We start from the raw sequence: 19,233 nt of genomic DNA, 5'->3' as shown, positions 1-19,233 counted from the left end.
GCCGGCGGATCAGCTATCGGTCAGGGCTTTTGTCGTCGCCAGTTTGACCCCGGCGGCGGCAAATGCCGCATTGTGTCGGGCGATGATCTCCGCGGCGGTCTCGCTGGCGGCGTCGAGCGTGCTGTGGGCGTCGGAAACCACGGTGACGCCCAGGCCCGCTGCAAAGGCGCCCTTCACCGTGGCCGCCACGCAGAAATCGGTCTGCGCGCCGATCAGAACGACCTCGCCGGCGCCCTGCCCGGCCACCCATTCTGCAAGGGCGGCATTGCTGAACGCATCGCCGACACGCTTGGCGAAAGTCGGCTCGTCCTCGGCCTGGCCGAGCGCCGGCCACACCGACCAGCCCGGCTCACCCGGCGCCAGAGGATCGCCCTGCGGGCCGTCATGCCTGATGAAGGCGATCTTGCGCCCGCTGCGCCGTGCCCATTCGATCAGCGCGCGGGTGCGGGCAACCATGCCGTCGGCATCATGGATCGGCGGTTCGGCGACACCGTCGAACATGCCGGTCTGAAGGTCAATCACGATGAGCGGCGCGGTGGCCGCGGGGCTGGTCCCTGACATGGTTTTTTATAGCACGAGGGCGGAGCTGATCAAGGATCAGGGCCGCGATGGCGCGCACGGGCAACCGCAAGTGGCTGGAGTTCGAGATATGTGACAATCCGCTTGCGGCAGCGCTAACATAGCGCGCCATTGGGATGTGGGTCAGTTCGAAATTCTGGCTATCGGCCGTGACCGGATTGCATTCGTGGCAAGCTCCTGCGAAGAAATTACCATGACACATGCAGCCGTAGCTTTCCTTGCGATCGTGACTTCGGTGTTGGTCGCGATCCTACCCGCACAATCGCAAGAGTGGACGCCCTCGGAGGACGCGGTTCGAGATGCAACGGAAACGGTTGGTCGCTATTTCCTTTCGCTCGATAGCCAAGAGTATGGGCGGGTATACGAAATGATAACTGATACCGCCAAAGCTTCGATCCCATCGAACGCCTTCGTGGAGCAAAGTAAACATTTTCATTCTCAGGCCGGCGCTGTGCGCGAGCGCCGGCTACTCAAATTCACGTGGTTGAAGGACCCAGAGAACGCTGCCTTTCCTGGCGTCTATGCCGCAGTCGACATAGCGGCGAAGTTTGAAAACATCGATCGTTACTGCGGCTATATTGTCCTCTATCAGCGGCCGTCAGGTGGAAATTTTCGAGTCATGCGGGTCGTAAGCAACTTCATCGACAACGCTACCGCGAAAAGCATTGAAAAGACCCAATCGAAACTCGAATTGGATCGAGCATGGGCCGAGTTGTCGGCTAACTGTCCGAATTTTCCATCGTGAAGGTGAGGCGGTCCGTTTTTGTACCTTCCGCGACCATCGGCTTTTCGGTTTCCCTCGCTTCGATCAGCGCAACGATGTCGGTGAACTCCTACAGTTTGCCGGCCCGAGGATGATGAACGCGGGGAGAGCGCAGCTTTTGTCCTCACCCAATCCCGCCCATCACGGCATAGGTGCCGGCGGTGCGCTTGTCACTAAACCCAAGCGCGATGTTTATCTCGTCCGATCGCCCTTCGCAAAGTAGCCGGCGGCCCGGACGATCACACCTGGCCCGATGTCCCATCCTCGCCAAAAATCCCGGTCACGCAGTCGATGAACACGCGTACCCGTGGCGCCAGCTGGCGGTTCTGCGGATAGAGCGCCGACAGCGGTGTCGGCGACGGCGGGTAATCCGGCAGCACTTCGACAAGCGTGCCGCGTGCGAAATCACCGGCGAAGCGGTAGTGCGGCGCCTGCACCAGGCCGAAGCCGAGACGCGCCAGCTCCGCCATCGTGTCGGAGCCGTTGACCGTCACCCGGTTGGGCAGGCTGACATAACTCAACGCGCCGCCGACGGTGAATTCGAGCGGCATGACCTCGCCGGTCCGCGACGAGCGGAAGCCGACCATCAGATGGCCTTCGAGATCGTCGAGGGTTGCCGGCAAGCCGAGGCGTTCGCCCGCGAAGCAGCGCGACCAACCTGACGAAAGCGCCAATGACGGCCAATGTCCCCCTCACTTCAATTCCACCCAGACCGGCGCGTGGTCGCTGGCGCCGGTCTCGCCACGCACGTCGCGGTCGATGCCCGCCGCTACCAGCCGGCGCGACAGCTTCTTGCTGAGCAAGATATGGTCGAGGCGCAGGCCGGCATCGCGCGGCCAGCGGTTGCGGCGGTAATCCCAGAATGTGTAGAGCGTCTCGTTCGGGTGCTTCTTGCGCAGCGCGTCAAGCCAGCCCTGATCGAGCAGCCGCTGGAACGATGCGCGGCTTTCCGGCTGGACCAGCGCGTTGTCGTCATAGGAGCGGGTCGGGTAAATGTCGCGCGGCTCGGGCACGATGTTGTAGTCGCCGGCCAGCACCACCGGCAGGCCGGTGTCGAGCAACTGCGCCGCATGCGCCTCCAGCCTTTCGTGCCATTTGAGCTTGTACTGGAATTTCGGGCCGGGCTGCGGATTGCCGTTCGGCGCGTAGAGGCAGGCGACGACGATGCCGTTGACCGCAGCTTCGATGTAGCGCGCCTGCTGGTCGCTATCGTCGCCGGGCAGCGCCTCGCGGGTCAGAACGGGTTCTGCGCCACGCGAAAGGATGGCGACGCCGTTCCAGGTCGGCTGCCCGACCCAAACCGCGCCGTAGCCGGCCGCCGCCAGCGCAGTGCGCGGAAACTGCGTCTGTCTCGCCTTGAGCTCCTGCAGGCAGGCGATGTCGGGTTTGGCGGCGGCCAGCCATGCGAGCAGGTTCGGCAGCCGGCTGTTGATGTTGTTGACGTTGAAGGTGGCGATCTTCATCGGCCTGCTTCAGCGCACGATGCGTTCGGTCCACGCTTTCACTGCTTCAGCGAGCGTCTTCAGATGATCGGCGGTGGAGAAGCCGGAGATGTTTTTGCGCGGCTTCAGATCATGGTCGCCGTCTTCCAGCCAGAAAATCTCGATTGCGTCGGACAGAGCATAGGTCGCGACCTCGTCTTTGGTCCCGAACTCGTCGCGCGTGCCCTGGAAGATCACTGTCGGCGTCTTGAGATCGGCGAGGTGCTTTGTCCGAAGCTGCGTCGGTTTGCCCGGCGGATGGAAGGGATAGCCAAGGCAAAGCAGGCCCGAGATCTCGCCCTTTGAAAACATCTCGTCGGCGATCATCGAAGCGACGCGTCCGCCCATCGACTTGCCGCCGATGATCAGCGGACCCTTCACGCCCTTCGCCCGGAGGTCGGCGATCGCCTTGACGTATTCCGGGTTAACCGTCTCGGCGCGCGGCGGCGGCTTGCGGTGGCCATAGCGGCGGGCCGCCATGTAGTGGAATTCGAAGCGCGCAAGGCGGAAGCCGGCCGCCGCGAGCGCCTTTGCCGTGGCTGTCAGCGAGGGGGAGTCCATAGGAGCGCCTGCGCCATGGGCGAGCAAGATGGTGATTGGGGCGGTGTCGGGGCCGTCGAAGAGGAAGGTTGTCATGGGGACTCCAACGCTGGTGACCCCTTCTCCCCTTGTGGGAGAAGGTGGCCGAGCGAAGCTCGGTCGGATGAGGGGTGTTCCAGGGAACGCCGACGCCTCATTTCTTCCAACACCCCTCAACCGTCTCGGCGCTGCGCGCCGATCCACCTTCTCCCACAACAAGGGGAGAAGGAGGCGCTACTACCTCACCCCGCCGACATCCGCGCCAGCTGCAAATCCACGAACTGTATCCCCTTGGCGGCCGTGCGCGCCCATTCGGAGTTGGGATCGAGTTCGAGGTAGCGCACCCAGCGACGCCGCGCCTCGGCGAGATTGCCGGCGTCGAACTCCAGCCTCGCAAGGTTGAATACCGCGTCGGCATAATTGGGATCGAGTGCGATCGCCTTGAGCAAATGCCGGCGCGCCGACGCCGCCCGCCCCTCTTCGCTCATCAGCCCGGCGAGATTGAACCAGGCCTCTACGAAGCCGGGATCGAGCTTTATCGCGCGGGCATAGTCGTGCGCCGCCTCGGCCGCGTGGCCGGCGGCGCGCAGGCAGTTGGCGCGGTTGAAAGCGGCGATGGCATCGCTTGGGTCGATGACCAGGCAGCGCCGGTAGAGCGCCGCCGCCTGCTCGTGGTCTTCAGCCCCTTCCGCCGCCTCGGCATCGGCGAACAGCTCTTCCAGCGTGTCGTCATCCTGCGTTCCCAGATCGAACAGCAGCTGGCCGTCGAGTTCGCTCTGGCCGCCCTCGAGATAGATCGCATCGGCCCGCCCATGCTGTGAGCCGACGGCGAGCGACTTGGCGGTGAGCGAGGCGACCGGGCCCGACCGGTGCACCGAGCGCGCAATCGCCCCCCATGAGGCGCCGCCGGCAACCAGCCCGGCATATTTGCGGGCGAGGATCAGGTCGCGAAAGGAATACGGTTCGCAATCATGCTCGAAGGCATCGAACAGCGACAAAAGGTCGAGATCCTCGCCGGTCAGCCGCGACTGGTCGATCAGCGACTGCCGCGACAGCGCCGAAGCCTCCGGCGCTTTCATCAGGCCGAGCAGGCGCAGGAAGCCGTTCTCGCTGACCAGCTTGCGCCCGGCCGCGCGCTCGGTGACGACGCGGCGCTCAATCTCGGCATCATCGGCCTTGGCGAGGAACGTCCGCCCGAATACCACATGGGTGGTCCGTCTGGTGACTCCGCGCCGCAATTGGCCCTGCCGGCGCGCGACCTCGCGCGCCGCCATGCGAAGCGGAAACGCCGCGAGCGCGCCGATAGTGCCGAAGATCGTGCCAGTGGGCGCCGTCACCCTTTGCTCTTACCGACGGCCTGCAGCAGATTGGCCTTGAGCGGGTTTTCCTTGGCGCCGCCCTTGGCGGACTTTGCTTTGGCTGCCGGTTTCGTCGCCTCATCGGCCTTGCTCTTGGACTTGGCCGGCGGCTTGGCCGATTGGGACAGGCTCGCCTTCAGCGCATCCATGAGATTGATGACATTGCCGCGCTCGGGGGCCGCCGCGATGATCGGCTTATGGCCCTTCAGCTTCTCGCGGATCATCGCCATCAGCGCGATCTCGTAGCGGTCCTCGTAATTCTTCGGTTCGAAGGTGGTTTCCTTCTGCTTGATCAGCGCCTCGGCCAATTGCAGCATTTCGGGATCGGGGTTTCCGGCCGGGATATTGCCGAAATACTCAGCCGTGGCACGCACTTCGTTCGGATTCCTCAAGGTGCAGACGAACATGCCGTTCTCGCGCGCGCCGATCGTCACCACGCGCTCGCGGCTGGACAGCACCAGGCGGGCGATCGCCAGCTTGCCGGATTTGCGCATGGCTTCGCGCAGCACGGCGAAGGTCTCCTCGGCCATTGCGCCGTCCGGCGCCAGGTAATAGGGCGCGTCCTGATAGATGACGTCGACCGAATGCTCGTCGACAAAGGCCTCTATGTTCATCGTATGATTGGATTCGATGCGTACCGCATCGAGATCGGAGTCCTCGATGATGATGTACTGCTTGTCCTCGTATTCGTAGCCCTTGACCAGGTCTGAACGCTCGACCAGCCCGAGTTCGGGGTCGACCGGCTTCATGTTGATGCGGTTGTGCGTCTTCTTGTGCAGCTGGTTGAAGCTGATGCGCTCGCTGGCGCTGGTCGCCGGATAGAGCCGGACCGGACAGCTGACCAGACTGAGCTTGAGGTAACCTTTCCAACTTGCCCTGGGCGCCATGAAATACTCCTACGCGGCCTTGTGCTGTCGAACTGTTCGCAGCGTTCATTCGTCCGGAGGACGAACGGGACTGCCGAAATCCTACATTGCCCCTTACAATACCGGCAAATCCCTAGCGAAATCTTCCTCCGCTGAGAGCCGCCTGCAGGCAAGGGATCCGTGGCGAAGAATAATTCAAATTTTCCGGAGCGTCGATGGATTGCAGATCGGACCGGCGCACCGCCGTCACCATTCTACCGGACGGCTCTGTGCAGCGGCCAAAAGATCGGCCAAACCTGTGCCTCGACCCGCTTTGATGCTGGAGTTTCAATCTGATAACGCCGTTTGCGATCGGCCATGACCGATCGCCGGCCGGCTGGCAGACAATCGGCCAAATGATCGGCCAATTTTTCTATTAATCTAGAAAAAAACTATTTATGATTATGTACTTATTAATTCTGAAGATCGGCCAAAAATTGGAGGCAGCCGTACCATGGAAGAAGGCGTACAGCGGATCGAACCGGCCCGTCTGGAGGAAGTATCCGAGGAAATCTCGGATGCCCTGGCGGAATTGTCGGCGGCGTCCGCTACGTTGGGCGGCAGCCTTCATCCCCGTACAGCTGCCAACCTCGCCGATCTCGTGCGCATCATGAATACCTATTACAGCAACCTCATAGAGGGCCATGACACGCGTCCGCGCGACATCGAGCGCGCGCTGGCAGGAAATTTCGACAAGGATGAGGAACGGCGGAACCTGCAACTTGAAGCCGCCACTCACGTCAGGCTCCAGGCCGAGATCGACCGGATGGCTGCGCGGGGCCGATTACCTGATCCGGCTTCCCGCGCCTTCATCCTGTGGCTGCATCAGGAATTCTATCGGGATGCCGAGGAACTCATGCTGCGTGTCAAGGGTGCAGGGCGCGAATTTCTCATGGTGCCCGGGGAATGGCGATCGAAACTTGAGCACGATGTTGCGGTCGGCAGGCATCAACCGCCATCCAGCGTCCGCGTCGACGATTTCATGTGCTATTTCGAAACGCGCTACGGCTTCGCAAAGCTCGGCAAGGCAGGCCGGATACTCGCCATTCCTGCTGCGCATCATCGCTTCAATTTCATCCATCCATTTCCCGACGGCAACGGGCGCGTCAGCCGCTTGATGAGCCATGCGATGGCACATGAGGCAGGTATCGCCGCTCATGGATTGTGGTCGATTTCACGTGGACTGGCGCGAGGGCTGAAGAGTCGCAAAGACTACAAGACCATGATGGATCATGCCGACATGCCGCGCCAGGGCGATCTCGACGGCAGAGGCAATCTCTCACAGCGCGCGCTAGCGGATTTCACCCTGTGGTTCCTGCGCGTCTGTGTTGACCAAGTGACCTTCATGTCCGGCCTTTTTGATCTCGCCACGCTGGCAAAGCGTCTTCGCGCCTACGCTACAAGCAGCGAGTTGAAGCCGGAAGCCAGCCGTCTGCTGGAAGAGGCGCTGATACGCGGCGAATTCGAGCGAGGCGAAATCTCGCGCATTACCGGACTGCCCGAGCGGACCGCGCGGCGGGTTTTCAATGATGTCATTTCGCTTGGGCTGCTGGAATCCGAGACGCCCAAAGGGCCGGTATCCCTGCGCTTTCCCGCCAAGGCCTTGGACACGCTGTTCCCGAGGCTGTTTCCCGAAACATGAATCAACAGTCAGCCAGCCTCAGGTCCAACCGGCGGCAAATCCCTGGCGAAATCTTCCATGTCGGCCCAGGGATCGCCTGACGTCGCCAGCAGGCCCGGCAGCGACGAATAATTCAGATCCTGCGGAGCGTCGATGGATTCCAGATCGCTCCAGCTCACCGGCGTCGAGGCCGGCAAATTGGTGCGGGCGCGCAGCGAATAGGGAGCCGCAGAAGTGTGGCCGCGCGCATTGCGGTGATAATCGATGAAGATACGCCGCTTGCGGTTATCCTTGCCCATGGTGGTGGTGAAAGTGTCGGGCGCGGTGGCGGCAAGATGCGTCGAGATGGCGCTGGTCGCCTGGTGCAATTTCTTCCAGTTCTGCTTTTGCGTCACCGGCACTGATATGTGGATGCCGTGGCCGCCGGACGTCTTGGCGAACGGCACCAGCCCTAGCGCTTCCAGCTCGCCCTTAATGTGCACCGCCGCCTCAACCACCTCGCGCCAGGCGATCCCCTCGCCCGGGTCGAGGTCGAAAACGATCAGGTCCGGCTTGTCGAGCCGCGTGCGATGGGTGCCCCAGGTGTGGAACTCGACGACACCGAACTGCGCCAGCGCCAGATAGCCCTTGGCGTCTTCCACCGAGAGATAGGATTTGGTCTCGCCCTCCGAATTGGTCGCTTCGAAAGTCGCCACAGAGGACGGCATGCCGGTGAAGGCGTGGCGCTGGAAGAAACAGTCCTGCGGCCTGCCGGTCGGGCAGCGCACCAGCGACACCGGCCGGCCGAGAATGTGCGGCAGCATGAAATCGCCGACCAGCGCGTAATAGACGGCAATGTCGAGCTTGGTCGGGCCGGTCTTGCCGAACAGCCGTCGCGTCGGGTTGGTCACCCAGATGGTGGCGAGGTCGGCCTCGGCGATCAGCCGCTTGCGCTTGGCCGAAACCGGCGTCGACAGGCCGACGTCGCGCAGGCCGCGGAACACGGCATGGCGCAGCGCATTGTCGGTGGTCCGGTTGGCGTAGTGGATATGCGCCGAAAGCAGCGGCCGCACCCAGTTCATCTCGCGCATGATTTCGCGGGGAACCCCTTCGGGCGCGGATGCCCCGGCGCGCAACGGCTCCAGCCGCGCCAGCAACTCGCCGGCGGTGGCGGCGTCGAAGCCGGTGCCGACCTTGCCGCGATAGTGCAATTCGCCATCCTCGAATTCGCCGAGGCCGAGTGCGGCCAGCCCCTCGGCCGCATCGGAGACTGTGTAGCCGGCGATAACGAAATCGCCGGTCTGAAGCGCCTTGGTCTTGGTCCAGGTCTTGGTGCGGCCGCTCTGGTAGACCGCCGTAGCACGTTTCGAGACGACGCCCTCCAGCCCCATTTCCGATGCCTGGTCATAAAGCGCCTGGCCGTCGCCCTCGGCGTGATCGCTGTACTGGATGGCGGAGTTGGCGCCGAGACCGGACAGCAGCTGCGAAAGCAGCGTCTTGCGCCGGCGGAGCGGCACTTGCCTCAGGTCCCAGCCGTCGAGATAGAGAAGGTCGAAGGCATAGAAGTGGAGCTTGTTGCCGGCGCCTTCGGCCAGCGCATCCTGCAAAAGGGCAAAGCGGCTGATGCCCTTGGCGTCGAGCGCGACGACCTCGCCGTCGATGATCGCCTCGCGGCACGGCAGCCTGGCGAAGGCAAGCGGAAGGTCGCCATAGCGCTTCGTCCAGTCGAGGCCGGCGCGGGTGATCAGCCTGACCTTCCCATCGGAAACATGCGCCATGGTGCGGTAGCCGTCGAACTTGATCTCGTGCAGCCAGGCTTCGCGCGTTCGGGCCGCTGGGTCATCGCCGCCCGGCGGCTTCGGAACCTGCGTGGTCAGCTGCGGCTCGATCCGGGAAGGCGGCGGCGCCTTGACGGCGCCCGGCAAAGCGCCGGGTTTCAGCACCACCGGCCTGGCAGGTTTGGCGGCAGGCTTCGGCGTTGCCACCAGCTCCTCGATGCGGCGTCCGGATTTGACGCTTTCCGGCCGGGCTTCCAGTATGTCGAGCTTGGCGTCGGCGGCGAGATCGCGCTCCTTGAACAGCAGCCAGTTCTTCTTGCCCTCATCGTCGCCGGGCTTCGGTTTCAGCCGCGTCAGCATCCAGCCGCCATTCAGCTTTTCGCCGGCGAGGCGGAACTTGAAGGAACCGGTGCGCAGGCTCTTCTCGACATCGTCCATCGGCGCCCAGACGCCGGTGTCCCAGACGATCATCGGCCCGCCGCCATATTCGCCTTCGGGAATGACACCTTCGAAGTCGATATACTCGAGCGGATGGTCCTCGGTCTCGACCGCCAGCCGTTTGTCGGCGGGGTTGAGCGACGGGCCGCGCGGCACCGCCCAGCTCTTCAGCACGTCGCCGACCTGCAGGCGCAGATCGTAGTGGTCGGCGGTGGCGTGATGCTTGTGGACAACGAAACGATTGCCCTCAACCAGACCGCCGGCTGGTTCCGGCGTCCTCGTGAACTCGCGCTTGGCGCGATAAGCCTTGAGCTTCGAAGGAGCTGGCATGGACTAGGCGCGGGTGGTGGGCAAAAGCAACGAGCGCGGCATCAAAATCCCATCGCAGCGGCGCTCCAATGTCACGGCATGGATCCCAGGGTCTCCGCGACGTCGCTTAGCTCCTGCTCCGCCCTGGGATGACGAAGGATGGCAGGTCACGCCGCTCAATCGTCGGTGGCCGGCGTCAATTCGAGTTCGGCCGGCGACAGGCCCTGCTGCAGCTGGCTGAGCCGGAATTCGTCGACCCAATAGGCCTCGCCGTCGACCAGCACGCGCGCGCTGTAGCTGCCGGCCGAAAAACGCTGCGCAGTGATGTACACCTTGTGGCGGTCGAGCGCGTTCCGCACCGCGGCGCGCTTGGATTTCTGACTGGCGACGGAACTGGCCATGCTGGTTACTCACGCACAAGCCGCAAGGCGGCGTGCCTTAAGGATGGCCGAGAGCGGCTCGGCTGTCAATTTGGCGGCCGCACTGAGCCCTCGCGCGGTGGCGCCTCCCGCTCTGTGGAAATCGAGCCGGTGCGCTATATTGCCCTGGCGGCTTGGAACGCGATGCTGGTCCGGAGAGCTTCACATGACAGTGACGATGCGCAAACTCGGCAGCCAGGGGCTGCAAGTCTCGGCAATCGGTCTCGGCTGCATGGGCATGAGCCAGTCCTACGGCCCGGCCGACGAGGCGGAATCGACCGCCACGCTGCACCGCGCCATCGAACTCGGCTGCACCTTCCTCGACACCGCGGAAGTGTACGGGCCGTTCACCAACGAGGAACTGCTCGGCCGCGCGCTGAAGGGCCGGCGCGATGAGGTGACGATCGCGACGAAATTCGGCTTCCGCATTGAAAACGGCAAGCAAGTCGGCACCGAGCGCGACAGCCGGCCCGAACATCTCCGCGAGGCTTTGGAAGGTTCGCTGAGGAGGCTCGCCACCGACCACGTCGACCTCCTCTATCAGCACCGCGTCGATCCGGCGGTGCCGATCGAGGATGTGGCGGGCGCTGTCGGCGAGCTGATCGCTCAGGGCAAGGTCCGCTTCTTCGGCCTCTCTGAAGCCGGCGCCGCCAATATCCGCCGGGCGCATGCCGTGCATCCGGTGTCGGCCGTGCAGAGCGAATATTCGCTGTGGGAGCGCAATCTGGAGCCGGAAATCATTACGCTGCTGAAAGAGCTCGGCATCGGCCTGGTGCCGTTCTCGCCGCTCGGCCGCGGTTTTCTCACCGGCGATGTCAGGCGCGCCGAAGACTATCCGGAGGGCGATTACCGGCGCGGCGATCCGCGCTACCAGGGCGCCAACTATGACGCCAACATGCGGGCGGCGGCCACGGTACTCGACATCGCCGCGGCGAAGCCCGTCAAGCCAGGTCAGATCGCGCTGGCCTGGCTGCTCCACAAGGGGAGCGACTTCGGCATCGACATCGTCCCGATCCCCGGCACCAAGCGCAGAAAATACCTCGAGGAGAACGTCGCCGCGGCTTCGATCAGGCTCGACCCAGCCGAGATGCAAGTGCTCGACGACGCGCTGGCGCCGGGAAAGGTCGCCGGGCCGCGCTACGGCGAGCGCACCATGGTGATGATCGATCGGTAGGTCTTGCCTGCCCCCGTTCTTGCGCAAAGCTCCGGCCTTGGCTAGCATCCGCCGGCAGGCACCGAGCGGAGGAGAACGTCGCGGTGGACCGGCTGGAGCGCCGTGCGTCCCTTCAAAGCGAGTTGGGCGCTCAAAGGACACTCCATTTTTGAATCGACGCAAGGAACCTTCCGGAAAACCCATTCCGGTTTCGGGGTCATGCGCTCATCTGGGAGGAGACTAAATTGATCAACAGACGTGAATTCCTGCTGTCGTCGGCGGCGATGGGCGCCTTGGCGCTAGCCGCTCCGCGACTGGCTTTTGCGCAGGACAAGCTGACCATCCTTGGTTCGGTGCCGAGCCTCGGCTTTCCATTCTTCGTGCACATGCTGAACCAGATCAAAGCTGAGGCCCAGGCGCAAGGCGTCAACCTGGTCGAGAGCGACGGCCAGAATTCGGCGCCCAAGCAGACCGCCGATATCGAAGCGGCGCTGGTGCAGAAGGTCAACGCCATCGTCATCTCGCCGCTCGACGTCAACGCGCTGGCCCCAGCCATCGAGGAAGCGGTCAAGGCCGGCGTTCCCGTCGTCACCATCGACCGCCGCGTCGAAGGCGTCGAAGGCATCCTCGCCCATGTCGGCGCCGACAATGTCAAGGGCGGCGAGGCCGAAGCACAGGCCATGGTGGCGGCGTTCCCGAACGGCGCCAAGATCTTCCATCTGCAGGGTCAGCCCGGCGCCGGCCCGGCGATCGACCGTAACAAGGGTGTGCACAACGTCCTCGATCCCATGAAGGACAAGTACCAGATCATCTTCGAGCAGACCGCCAACTTCGCCCGCGCCGAGGCGCTGTCCGTCACCGAGGCCGGCCTTGCCGCCAACGGCAAGCCCGACGCGATCATCTGCGCCAACGACGACATGGCGCTTGGCGCGGTTGAAGCCTGCGCGGCGCGCAACTTCACCGACGTCAAAATCTATGGCTTCGACGCGCTTCCCGAAGCGCTGGTCGCCGTGCGCGACGGCAAACTGGCCGGCACGGTCGAGCAATTCCCCGGCGAACAATCGCGCACCGCCGTGCAGATCGCGGTCGCTTACGCCAGGGACAAGACCGAGCCAAAGGAAAAGCTGGTGCTTTTGACGCCGATCGTCATCGGCAAGGACAATCTCGACAAGGCGGAGAGGCTGGGCGAGACGAAGTAGGCGAAGCCGACGGGACAGCCCCCCTCTGGCCTGCCGGCCATCTCCCCCTCAAGGGGGGAGATTGGATGTCACGTCGGCTTTCGCTAGTTTTCGATCTTGCAGAAGAGGCGAAGCCAATGAAGCTGCCAATCTCCCCACTTGAGGGGAGATGGCCGGCAGGCCAGAGGGGGGCGCTGCCCCGCCAGCCTTGCGTGACAACCGAATGATCGAGGAGCAAACTTTGCCCAAGGCAGCCGCCATCGCGCCCTCTCCCGCCCTGCTCACCGTCGAGGGCGTGACCAAGCGCTTTGCCGGCGTCACCGCGCTGAACGACGTTTCGCTCGAAGTCCGCCCCGGCGAGATACTCGGCCTGCTCGGCGAGAACGGCGCCGGCAAATCGACGCTGCTCAAGATCCTGTCCGGCGTGATGCCGCCGTCCAGTGGTCGCATCGTCTTCGACGGTGTCGAATTCAATCCGCACAATCCGCAGGATGCCAAGCGCCACGGCATCGTCACCATCTACCAGGAACTGAGCCTGATCCCCACGCTGACCGTGGCGGAGAATATTTTCATCGGCCGCGCGCCGCTCGGCCGGTTCGGGCTGGTGAGTTGGCGGCGAATGGAGCAAGATTCGCGCGCGATCATCGCCCGCGTCGGTCTCGACCTCGACCCGGCGACGCCGGTTTCCGCATTGTCGGTGGCCGAGCAGCAGCTGGTCGAGATCGCCCGCGCGCTATCGCTGAAGAGCCGCTTGATCATCATGGACGAGCCGACCTCGGCGCTGACCGAAACCGAAGTGCACAGGCTGATGTCGATCATGGACCGGCTGCGCAAGGATGGCGTCGCCATCATGTTCGTCACCCACCGGCTAGAGGAGGCATCGGCGATCTGCGACCGCATGACGGTGCTGCGCGACGGCAGGCTGGCCGGCCATCTCGACCGCGAAGGCGGGCCGATCAGGTTGCCGAAGATCATCGAGAAGATGGTCGGCCGTGCCGCTTCCGAGCTCTATGCCAGGCCGACGCAGCGCGATGTCGCCGGCGACGTCCGGCTCTCGGTGCGCGGCCTGCGCACGGTGCGCGATCCGCAGGCGCCGCACGCCATCGTGCTCGAAGGCGTCGATCTCGACCTCAAGGCGGGCGAAATCCTCGGCGTCGCCGGGCTCGTCGGCTCCGGCCGCACCGAGCTCGCCCGCGCCATCTTCGGCGCCGACCGCATTGCAGCCGGCACCATCATGCTCGACGGCAAGCCGATCGCGCCCGCCTCACCCGCCGACGCCATCGAGCTCGGCATCGGGCTGGTTCCGGAAGACCGCAAGCACCAGGCAATCTTCGCAGCACTCGCCATCCTCACCAATTTCTCGATCGCCGCGCTCGACCGCTACTCCAATGTCGGCTTCATGGCCGAGCGGCGAGAGCGCGAGGCGTTGGCGAACTACAGGAAGACGCTGTCGATCCGCATGGCCTCGCCCGAGCAGGCGATCGAGGGACTGTCCGGTGGCAACCAGCAGAAGGTCATCCTTGCCCGCTGGCTGGCACGCGATCCCAAGGTGCTGATCGTCGATGAACCGACGCGTGGTGTCGATGTCGGCGCCAAGGCGGAGGTGCACCAGATCCTGGTAGAGCTCGCGGCACGCGGCATCGCCATCATGATGATCTCGTCCGAGCTGCCCGAAGTGCTTGCGGTGTCGGACAGGATCGTCACCATGCGGCGCGGGCGCATTACCGGCGAGATGCCCGGCATCGAGGCGACCGAGGAGAAACTGATGGAACTGATGGCGCTCGACCAGAAGCAGGAAGCAACGCAATGACCAGCACGACCGAACGAAGCCAGCGCGGCGGCGTCAATCTTGCGCGCCTGCTGATGAGCTTCGGCCCGCTGATGTTCCTGGCGTTGCTGATTGTCGTCTTCACCGTGCTGAAGCCGAGCTTCATCGACCCGATCAACCTGTTCAACATCATGCGCCAGATCTCGATCACCGGGCTGATCGCGCTCGGCATGACCTTCGTCATCCTGACGGCCGGTATCGATCTGTCGGTCGGCTCGCTGCTCGCCTTCTGCGGCATGGTCGCGGCGGTGGTGGCCAAAGGCGGCACCGCCAACACGCTGTCGCTGTCGACGTCTGGCACGCAAGGCTACGGCTGGTTCGCCGCCCTTCTCGCCGCCGTCGTCGTCGGCGCCATGGCCGGCGGCGTCCAGGGTTTTGCCATCACCAGGCTGAAAGTGCCGCCCTTCGTCGTCACGCTCGGCGGCCTCACCGTGTTTCGCGGCCTGACCTTGACGATTTCCAATGGCGGCCCGATCTCCGGCTTCGACGCCTCGATGCGCTGGTTCGGTACCGGCCTGATCGGCCCGGTGCCGGTGCCGGCGATCATCTTCGCGATTGCCGCGATCCTTTGCCATATCGTGCTGCGCTACACACGTTACGGCCGCGCGGTCTATGCCGTCGGCGGCAATGCCGAGGCGGCACGGCTCTCCGGCCTGCGTGTCGACCGCATCCTGATCTCGGTCTACATCATCGTCGGCTTCTTCGCCGGCCTTGCCGCCTTCGTTTTGTCGGCGCGGCTCAACTCCTCCGAAGCCGTCGCCGGCATCGGCTACGAGTTGACGGTGATCTCGGCGGTCGTTATCGGCGGCACCTCGCTGTTCGGCGGCATCGGCAGCGTCGGCGGCACGGTGGTCGGTGCAGGACTGATCGGCGTCTTGCAGAACGGGCTGCAGTTCAACAACGTCTCGTCCTACACGCAAAGCATCGTCATCGGCCTGATCCTCATCCTCGCGGTGGCCTTCGATCGCTGGCTGAAATCGCGGGTGAGGCGGTGATACAGGTGCCATACCTATCCAGGTCGGCGGGCCAGCACCCCCCCTCTGTCCTGCCGGACATCTCCCCCTCAAGGGGGAGATTGGACGTCGCTCCAGCTTTCGCCAATCTCTAAAGAAGGGAGAACTTTCGGCGAAGCTGCCAATCTCCCCCCTTGAGGGGGAGATGTCCGGCAGGACAGAGGGGGGTGTTCAAGCGCAGCATAGGGAAGATGGGCAAGTTTCGCGCTGAGGAATAGAAGTAGTGAATCACTATCCCGTACCTCCCCGTAGCCGCGGCAATGCGCGCAAGATGCGCAAGGCCATGACGGATGCCGAGCTGAAGCTCTGGAATGAGGTCAGGGCGCATCGACTCATGGGGCTGGCATTTCGGCGGCAGATGCCAATTGCAGGCCATATTGTCGATTTTGCCTGCCCGGACAAAAAGCTGATTGTCGAACTGGATGGCTCCCAGCATGCCCGGGCCGATGCCTCAATATGGGACGCTACCAGAAGCGCACGGCTTGAAGCGCTGGGCTGGACTATCCTGCGGTTCTGGAACGACGACGTCATTCGCGATATCGATAATGTCTGCCAGCACATAGTCATGGTGGCCGGCGCGGATGTGCGCTGAACTCAGCCGTGCAGGGTCGGCGGGACAGCACCTCTCTGTCTTGCGGGACATCTCCGCTCAAAAGGGGCAGGTTTCTGAGGCGAGGTGCCAATGACCCAGATAAGAACCATGACCGAACAGGACGTTCCGGCGGTGTCGCGGCTGCTTGGAGGGTCCTGGCGACACACCTATTCGCCGATCCTGGGTGCCGAGACCACGGCGCGGCTGTCGGATGAGAGGCACGCGCCGGAGCGGCTGGCGGCCGAGCTCAGGGACGACAGCAAGATGTCCTTCGTCGCCGAGCGGGCTGACGGCTCGCTCGCCGGTTATGCGATGGCCGCGATGGACGACAAAGGCGAGGTCATGCTCGAGCGGCTCCATATAGACAAAAGCGAGTACGGCACCGGCCTTGCCGCCGACCTGCTGCATGCCGTTCTTGCCGCGCATGCGGGTATTCCCAGCATCGCCCTGGAAGTGATCGAGGGCAACGACCGCGCAATCGCCTTCTATCGCAAGCACGGCTTCGAGGTCGTCGAGCGCCGGCCGGCTGCACACGGCGTGGGCGGCCACGCCTCGCTGATCATGCGCCGGCTGCTACCGATGGCTTAGCAAGCGAAAGCGGCTGAGCGCGTAATCTCCCCCCTTGAGGGGGAGATGTCCGGCAGGACAGAGGGGGGCGCCTCGCGTGAAGCGCCAACCTTCTCTTTCGTCCCACAGGGCGTCGCGCCAGGACGTACCGACCCTCTCTGTCGCCTTCGGCGACATCTCCCCCTCAAGGGGGGAGATTGGCGACTTCTCCGACCGCTCAGACCGGGGCGTTGACGCGCTGTGCGCGCGTTGCCCAGTCGGCAACCGTCGCGCCAGCAACGCTCTCGCCGGCAACCATCCCGCTCGTCTGCGGCGCAAGCAGGTCGTTGCGGCGGGCGAGGGCGACGAAGGCGGACACGGTCCACTTGCCGTTTCGAAGTCGCGCTTTGGAAGCCTGGCCTTAGAAGTCCATGCCGCCACCGCCGGGCATCGGAGGCATGGGCGTTTCCTTCTTCGGCTTCTCGGCCACCATGGCCTCGGTCGTCACCAGCAGGCCGGCAACAGAGGCGGCGCCCTGCAGAGCAGTGCGCACGACCTTGGCCGGGTCGATGACGCCTTGACTGTAGAGGTCGCCGAACTCGTTGGTCTGCGCGTTCCAGCCATAGCCGAAATCGGCCGTCTCGCGCAGCTTGCCGACGATGATCGAACCTTCGGCGCCGGCATTTTCGGCGATCTGGCGCACCGGGGCCTCGATCGCGCGACGCACGATCTCGACGCCGGTCTTCTGGTCGGGATTGTCGACCTCGATATTGTCGAGCGCCTTCGCCGCTCTCAGCAGCGCCACGCCGCCGCCGGGCAGGATACCCTCCTCAACCGCCGCTCGTGTGGCGTGCATGGCGTCGTCGACGCGATCCTTGCGCTCCTTGACCTCGATCTCGGTCGAGCCGCCGACGCGGATGACGGCGACACCGCCTGCGAGCTTGGCCAACCGCTCCTGCAGCTTCTCGCGGTCGTAGTCGGAGGTGGTTTCCTCGATCTGCGCCTTGATCTGGCTGATGCGCGCCTGGATTTCATCCTTGGGGCCGGCACCGTCGACGATGGTGGTGTTCTCCTTCTCGATCAGCACCTTCTTGGCGCGGCCGAGCATCTCCAATGTGACGTTCTCGAGCTTGATGCCGAGGTCCTCCGAGATCGCCGTGCCGCCGGTCAGGATGGCAATGTCTTCGAGCATGGCCTTGCGGCGATCACCGAAGCCCGGCGCCTTGACGGCCGCAACCTTCAGGCCGCCCCGTAGCTTGTTGACGACCAGCGTCGCCAGCGCCTCGCCTTCGACGTCCTCGGCAATGATCAGCAGCGGCTTGCCGGATTGCACGGCGGCTTCGAGCACGGGAAGCATGGCCTGGAGGTTGGAGAGCTTCTTCTCGTGGATCAGCACATAGGGTTCTTCGAGTTCGACGCGCATCTTGTCCTGGTTGGTGATGAAATAAGGCGAGAGATAGCCACGGTCGAACTGCATGCCTTCGACCACTTCCAACTCGGTCTCGGCGGTCTTGGCTTCTTCGACAGTGATGACGCCCTCATTGCCAACCCTTTCCATCGCTTCGGCAAGGAAGCGGCCGATCTCAGCATCGCCATTGGCAGAGATGGCGCCGACCTGGGCGATTTCGTCGTTCCTGGTCACCTTGCGGGCATTGGATTTCAGGTCGGCGACGACGGCGTCGACCGCCTTGTCGATGCCGCGTTTCAGGTCCATCGGGTTCATGCCGGCAGCGACGGCCTTGGCCCCTTCCCTGACGATGGCCTGAGCAAGAATCGTCGCGGTCGTGGTGCCGTCGCCGGCGGTATCGCTGGTCTTCGAGGCGACCTCGCGCACCATCTGCGCGCCCATGTTCTCGAACTTGTCCTCAAGCTCGATCTCTTTCGCCACCGTCACGCCGTCCTTGGTGATGCGCGGCGCGCCGAACGATTTGTCCAAGACAACGTTGCGGCCCTTGGGACCGAGCGTCACCTTCACCGCATTGGCGAGGATGTCGACGCCGCGCAACATCTTCTCGCGGGCTTCGGTATGAAATTTCACATCTTTGGCAGCCATTGGAACACTCCTTCGATAGGCAGCTTTTCGTTGACTGGAATGCTTGTTCAGGCTCCGCTCAGGCAGCCTTCTTCATTTCGCCCGTGGCTTCGATCACGCCCAGCACGTCGCTCTCTTTCATGATGAGCAGATCCTCGCCATTGAGTTTGATCTCGGTGCCGGACCATTTGCCGAACAAAATGCGGTCGCCGACCTTGACGTCGAGCGGCCGCAACTGGCCGCTGTCGTCGCGCGCGCCGGGGCCGGCGGCGATGACCTCGCCCTCCTGCGGCTTCTCCTTGGCGGTATCGGGGATGATGATGCCGCCCGCGGTCTTTTCGTCGACCTCGATGCGGCGGACCAGGATGCGGTCATGCAATGGACGGAACGCCATGTCGTTCTCCTCTCGGGACAAACAGATTTTCGAACATCCTCCTGACCGGACCGGCAATATCGGCCGGGCACGGGGTGCGCGACCCCTTCATCAGGCATCGCGCGCATACGAACTAGTCGCGCTTTTTTCAGCTTTCAAGAGGATCATGCAAAAATTTTAGCACTCGACGCCTGAGAGTGCCAATACGCTGTAATTGTTCGCACATTCGCCGTTTCCGGCGCGATGACCCGGCCGGATTTCCAAATCTGTCCGTCTCCTGAGCCGCTTGCCGGCGGCTGGAACCTATGT

18 protein-coding genes and 1 pseudogene are annotated in these 19,233 nt (G+C 63.7%); 8 read left to right on the top strand and 11 right to left on the bottom strand.

Translation table 11 applies throughout. From position 1 onward, the window contains the following. Window positions 1-9: 9 nt before the first annotated feature. A complete protein-coding gene (locus NKI52_RS23385; RefSeq protein ID WP_352699809.1) occupies window positions 10-561 on the bottom strand; it encodes an isochorismatase family protein in 552 nt (183 codons plus the stop codon). Between the two features lie 211 nt (window positions 562-772). On the opposite strand from NKI52_RS23385, the gene NKI52_RS23380 reads away from it, so the two are divergent. Next, window positions 773-1,324 (top strand): DUF4019 domain-containing protein, encoded by a 552-nt coding sequence (locus NKI52_RS23380; protein ID WP_352699807.1) that lies wholly within the window; start codon window positions 773-775, stop codon window positions 1,322-1,324. A gap of 257 nt (window positions 1,325-1,581) precedes the next feature. Here the strand turns inward: NKI52_RS23380 and NKI52_RS23375 are convergent. The 5 genes and pseudogenes from NKI52_RS23375 to ku all read right to left on the bottom strand — a co-directional run. Then, window positions 1,582-1,977, bottom strand: a pseudogene (locus tag NKI52_RS23375) (LysR substrate-binding domain-containing protein); the annotation flags it as partial. A gap of 57 nt (window positions 1,978-2,034) precedes the next feature. Beyond that, on the bottom strand, window positions 2,035-2,805 hold the full coding sequence (locus NKI52_RS23370; protein ID WP_352699805.1) for an exodeoxyribonuclease III: 771 nt from the start codon (window positions 2,803-2,805) through the stop codon (window positions 2,035-2,037). Window positions 2,806-2,814: 9 nt separating this feature from the next. Then, window positions 2,815-3,459, bottom strand: coding sequence for an alpha/beta hydrolase family protein (locus tag NKI52_RS23365; protein WP_352699803.1), 645 nt, complete (start codon window positions 3,457-3,459; stop codon window positions 2,815-2,817). A 185-nt stretch (window positions 3,460-3,644) separates the two neighbouring features. Further along, window positions 3,645-4,676 carry a tetratricopeptide repeat protein gene (locus tag NKI52_RS23360; protein ID WP_352699877.1) on the bottom strand — a complete coding sequence of 344 codons (1,032 nt, stop codon included), beginning with the start codon at window positions 4,674-4,676 and terminating at the stop codon, window positions 3,645-3,647. Between the two features lie 59 nt (window positions 4,677-4,735). After that, window positions 4,736-5,647, bottom strand: coding sequence for a non-homologous end joining protein Ku (ku, locus tag NKI52_RS23355; RefSeq protein WP_352638110.1), 912 nt, complete (start codon window positions 5,645-5,647; stop codon window positions 4,736-4,738). A 472-nt stretch (window positions 5,648-6,119) separates the two neighbouring features. Here ku and NKI52_RS23350 point away from each other — a divergent pair, with 472 nt between their 5' ends. After that, window positions 6,120-7,307, top strand: a complete 1,188-nt coding sequence (locus NKI52_RS23350) for a Fic family protein (RefSeq protein ID WP_352699802.1) — start codon at window positions 6,120-6,122, stop codon at window positions 7,305-7,307. An 8-nt stretch (window positions 7,308-7,315) separates the two neighbouring features. Here NKI52_RS23350 and ligD read toward each other — a convergent pair whose 3' ends face one another. Beyond that, a complete protein-coding gene (ligD, locus tag NKI52_RS23345; protein ID WP_352699801.1) occupies window positions 7,316-9,811 on the bottom strand; it encodes a DNA ligase D in 2,496 nt (831 codons plus the stop codon). Between the two features lie 155 nt (window positions 9,812-9,966). Further along, the gene (locus tag NKI52_RS23340) at window positions 9,967-10,191 is read right to left on the bottom strand and encodes a hypothetical protein (protein ID WP_023675682.1); all 225 of its coding nucleotides are present in this window, start codon (window positions 10,189-10,191) and stop codon (window positions 9,967-9,969) included. Between the two features lie 184 nt (window positions 10,192-10,375). Here NKI52_RS23340 and NKI52_RS23335 point away from each other — a divergent pair, with 184 nt between their 5' ends. The 6 genes from NKI52_RS23335 (at window position 10,376) to NKI52_RS23310 (ending at window position 16,561) form a co-directional block, all read left to right on the top strand. Next, window positions 10,376-11,383: an aldo/keto reductase gene (locus tag NKI52_RS23335; protein ID WP_352699799.1), complete on the top strand. Its 1,008-nt coding sequence runs from the start codon at window positions 10,376-10,378 to the stop codon at window positions 11,381-11,383. A 227-nt stretch (window positions 11,384-11,610) separates the two neighbouring features. After that, window positions 11,611-12,561 (top strand): substrate-binding domain-containing protein, encoded by a 951-nt coding sequence (locus NKI52_RS23330; RefSeq protein WP_023675680.1) that lies wholly within the window; start codon window positions 11,611-11,613, stop codon window positions 12,559-12,561. A 220-nt stretch (window positions 12,562-12,781) separates the two neighbouring features. Further along, a complete protein-coding gene (locus NKI52_RS23325) occupies window positions 12,782-14,350 on the top strand; it encodes a sugar ABC transporter ATP-binding protein (RefSeq protein ID WP_502896743.1) in 1,569 nt (522 codons plus the stop codon). Beyond that, a complete protein-coding gene (locus tag NKI52_RS23320) occupies window positions 14,347-15,363 on the top strand; it encodes an ABC transporter permease (RefSeq protein ID WP_352571364.1) in 1,017 nt (338 codons plus the stop codon). The genes NKI52_RS23325 and NKI52_RS23320 overlap by 4 nt, the downstream gene beginning before the upstream one ends. Before the next feature lie 241 nt (window positions 15,364-15,604). Continuing rightward, window positions 15,605-15,973 carry an endonuclease domain-containing protein gene (locus NKI52_RS23315; RefSeq protein WP_352457300.1) on the top strand — a complete coding sequence of 123 codons (369 nt, stop codon included), beginning with the start codon at window positions 15,605-15,607 and terminating at the stop codon, window positions 15,971-15,973. Between the two features lie 90 nt (window positions 15,974-16,063). Next, on the top strand, window positions 16,064-16,561 hold the full coding sequence (locus tag NKI52_RS23310; RefSeq protein WP_352457301.1) for a GNAT family N-acetyltransferase: 498 nt from the start codon (window positions 16,064-16,066) through the stop codon (window positions 16,559-16,561). A 196-nt stretch (window positions 16,562-16,757) separates the two neighbouring features. Here the strand turns inward: NKI52_RS23310 and NKI52_RS23305 are convergent, their stop codons facing one another. The 3 genes from NKI52_RS23305 to NKI52_RS23295 are packed head-to-tail and all read right to left on the bottom strand — an operon-like array spanning window position 16,758 to window position 18,945. Next, the gene (locus NKI52_RS23305; RefSeq protein WP_352699796.1) at window positions 16,758-16,898 is read right to left on the bottom strand and encodes a hypothetical protein; all 141 of its coding nucleotides are present in this window, start codon (window positions 16,896-16,898) and stop codon (window positions 16,758-16,760) included. 42 nt (window positions 16,899-16,940) lie between these two features. Further along, window positions 16,941-18,572 carry a chaperonin GroEL gene (gene groL / locus NKI52_RS23300; protein WP_352699794.1) on the bottom strand — a complete coding sequence of 544 codons (1,632 nt, stop codon included), beginning with the start codon at window positions 18,570-18,572 and terminating at the stop codon, window positions 16,941-16,943. A gap of 58 nt (window positions 18,573-18,630) precedes the next feature. Continuing rightward, window positions 18,631-18,945, bottom strand: coding sequence for a co-chaperone GroES (locus tag NKI52_RS23295; RefSeq protein ID WP_352453513.1), 315 nt, complete (start codon window positions 18,943-18,945; stop codon window positions 18,631-18,633). Window positions 18,946-19,233 lie beyond the last annotated feature (288 nt).

Source organism: Mesorhizobium sp. M0590, from assembly GCF_040320905.1.
Taxonomy (GTDB): domain Bacteria; phylum Pseudomonadota; class Alphaproteobacteria; order Rhizobiales; family Rhizobiaceae; genus Mesorhizobium.
This window is presented reverse-complemented; position numbering and strand designations above follow the sequence as displayed.

What these genes read in the sequence shown, in the direction of transcription:
- ligD (WP_352699801.1), bottom strand. Translation starts at nt 9,811, where the DNA reads ATGCCAGCTCCTTCGAAGCTCAAGGCTTATCGCGCCAAGCGCGAGTTC.
- NKI52_RS23385 (WP_352699809.1), bottom strand. Translation starts at nt 561, where the DNA reads ATGTCAGGGACCAGCCCCGCGGCCACCGCGCCGCTCATCGTGATTGAC.
- NKI52_RS23295 (WP_352453513.1), bottom strand. Translation starts at nt 18,945, where the DNA reads ATGGCGTTCCGTCCATTGCATGACCGCATCCTGGTCCGCCGCATCGAG.
- groL (WP_352699794.1), bottom strand. Translation starts at nt 18,572, where the DNA reads ATGGCTGCCAAAGATGTGAAATTTCATACCGAAGCCCGCGAGAAGATG.
- NKI52_RS23340 (WP_023675682.1), bottom strand. Translation starts at nt 10,191, where the DNA reads ATGGCCAGTTCCGTCGCCAGTCAGAAATCCAAGCGCGCCGCGGTGCGG.
- ku (WP_352638110.1), bottom strand. Translation starts at nt 5,647, where the DNA reads ATGGCGCCCAGGGCAAGTTGGAAAGGTTACCTCAAGCTCAGTCTGGTC.
- NKI52_RS23365 (WP_352699803.1), bottom strand. Translation starts at nt 3,459, where the DNA reads ATGACAACCTTCCTCTTCGACGGCCCCGACACCGCCCCAATCACCATC.
- NKI52_RS23380 (WP_352699807.1), top strand. Translation starts at nt 773, where the DNA reads ATGACACATGCAGCCGTAGCTTTCCTTGCGATCGTGACTTCGGTGTTG.
- NKI52_RS23360 (WP_352699877.1), bottom strand. Translation starts at nt 4,676, where the DNA reads ATGGCGGCGCGCGAGGTCGCGCGCCGGCAGGGCCAATTGCGGCGCGGA.
- NKI52_RS23310 (WP_352457301.1), top strand. Translation starts at nt 16,064, where the DNA reads ATGACCCAGATAAGAACCATGACCGAACAGGACGTTCCGGCGGTGTCG.
- NKI52_RS23335 (WP_352699799.1), top strand. Translation starts at nt 10,376, where the DNA reads ATGACAGTGACGATGCGCAAACTCGGCAGCCAGGGGCTGCAAGTCTCG.
- NKI52_RS23350 (WP_352699802.1), top strand. Translation starts at nt 6,120, where the DNA reads ATGGAAGAAGGCGTACAGCGGATCGAACCGGCCCGTCTGGAGGAAGTA.
- NKI52_RS23370 (WP_352699805.1), bottom strand. Translation starts at nt 2,805, where the DNA reads ATGAAGATCGCCACCTTCAACGTCAACAACATCAACAGCCGGCTGCCG.
- NKI52_RS23320 (WP_352571364.1), top strand. Translation starts at nt 14,347, where the DNA reads ATGACCAGCACGACCGAACGAAGCCAGCGCGGCGGCGTCAATCTTGCG.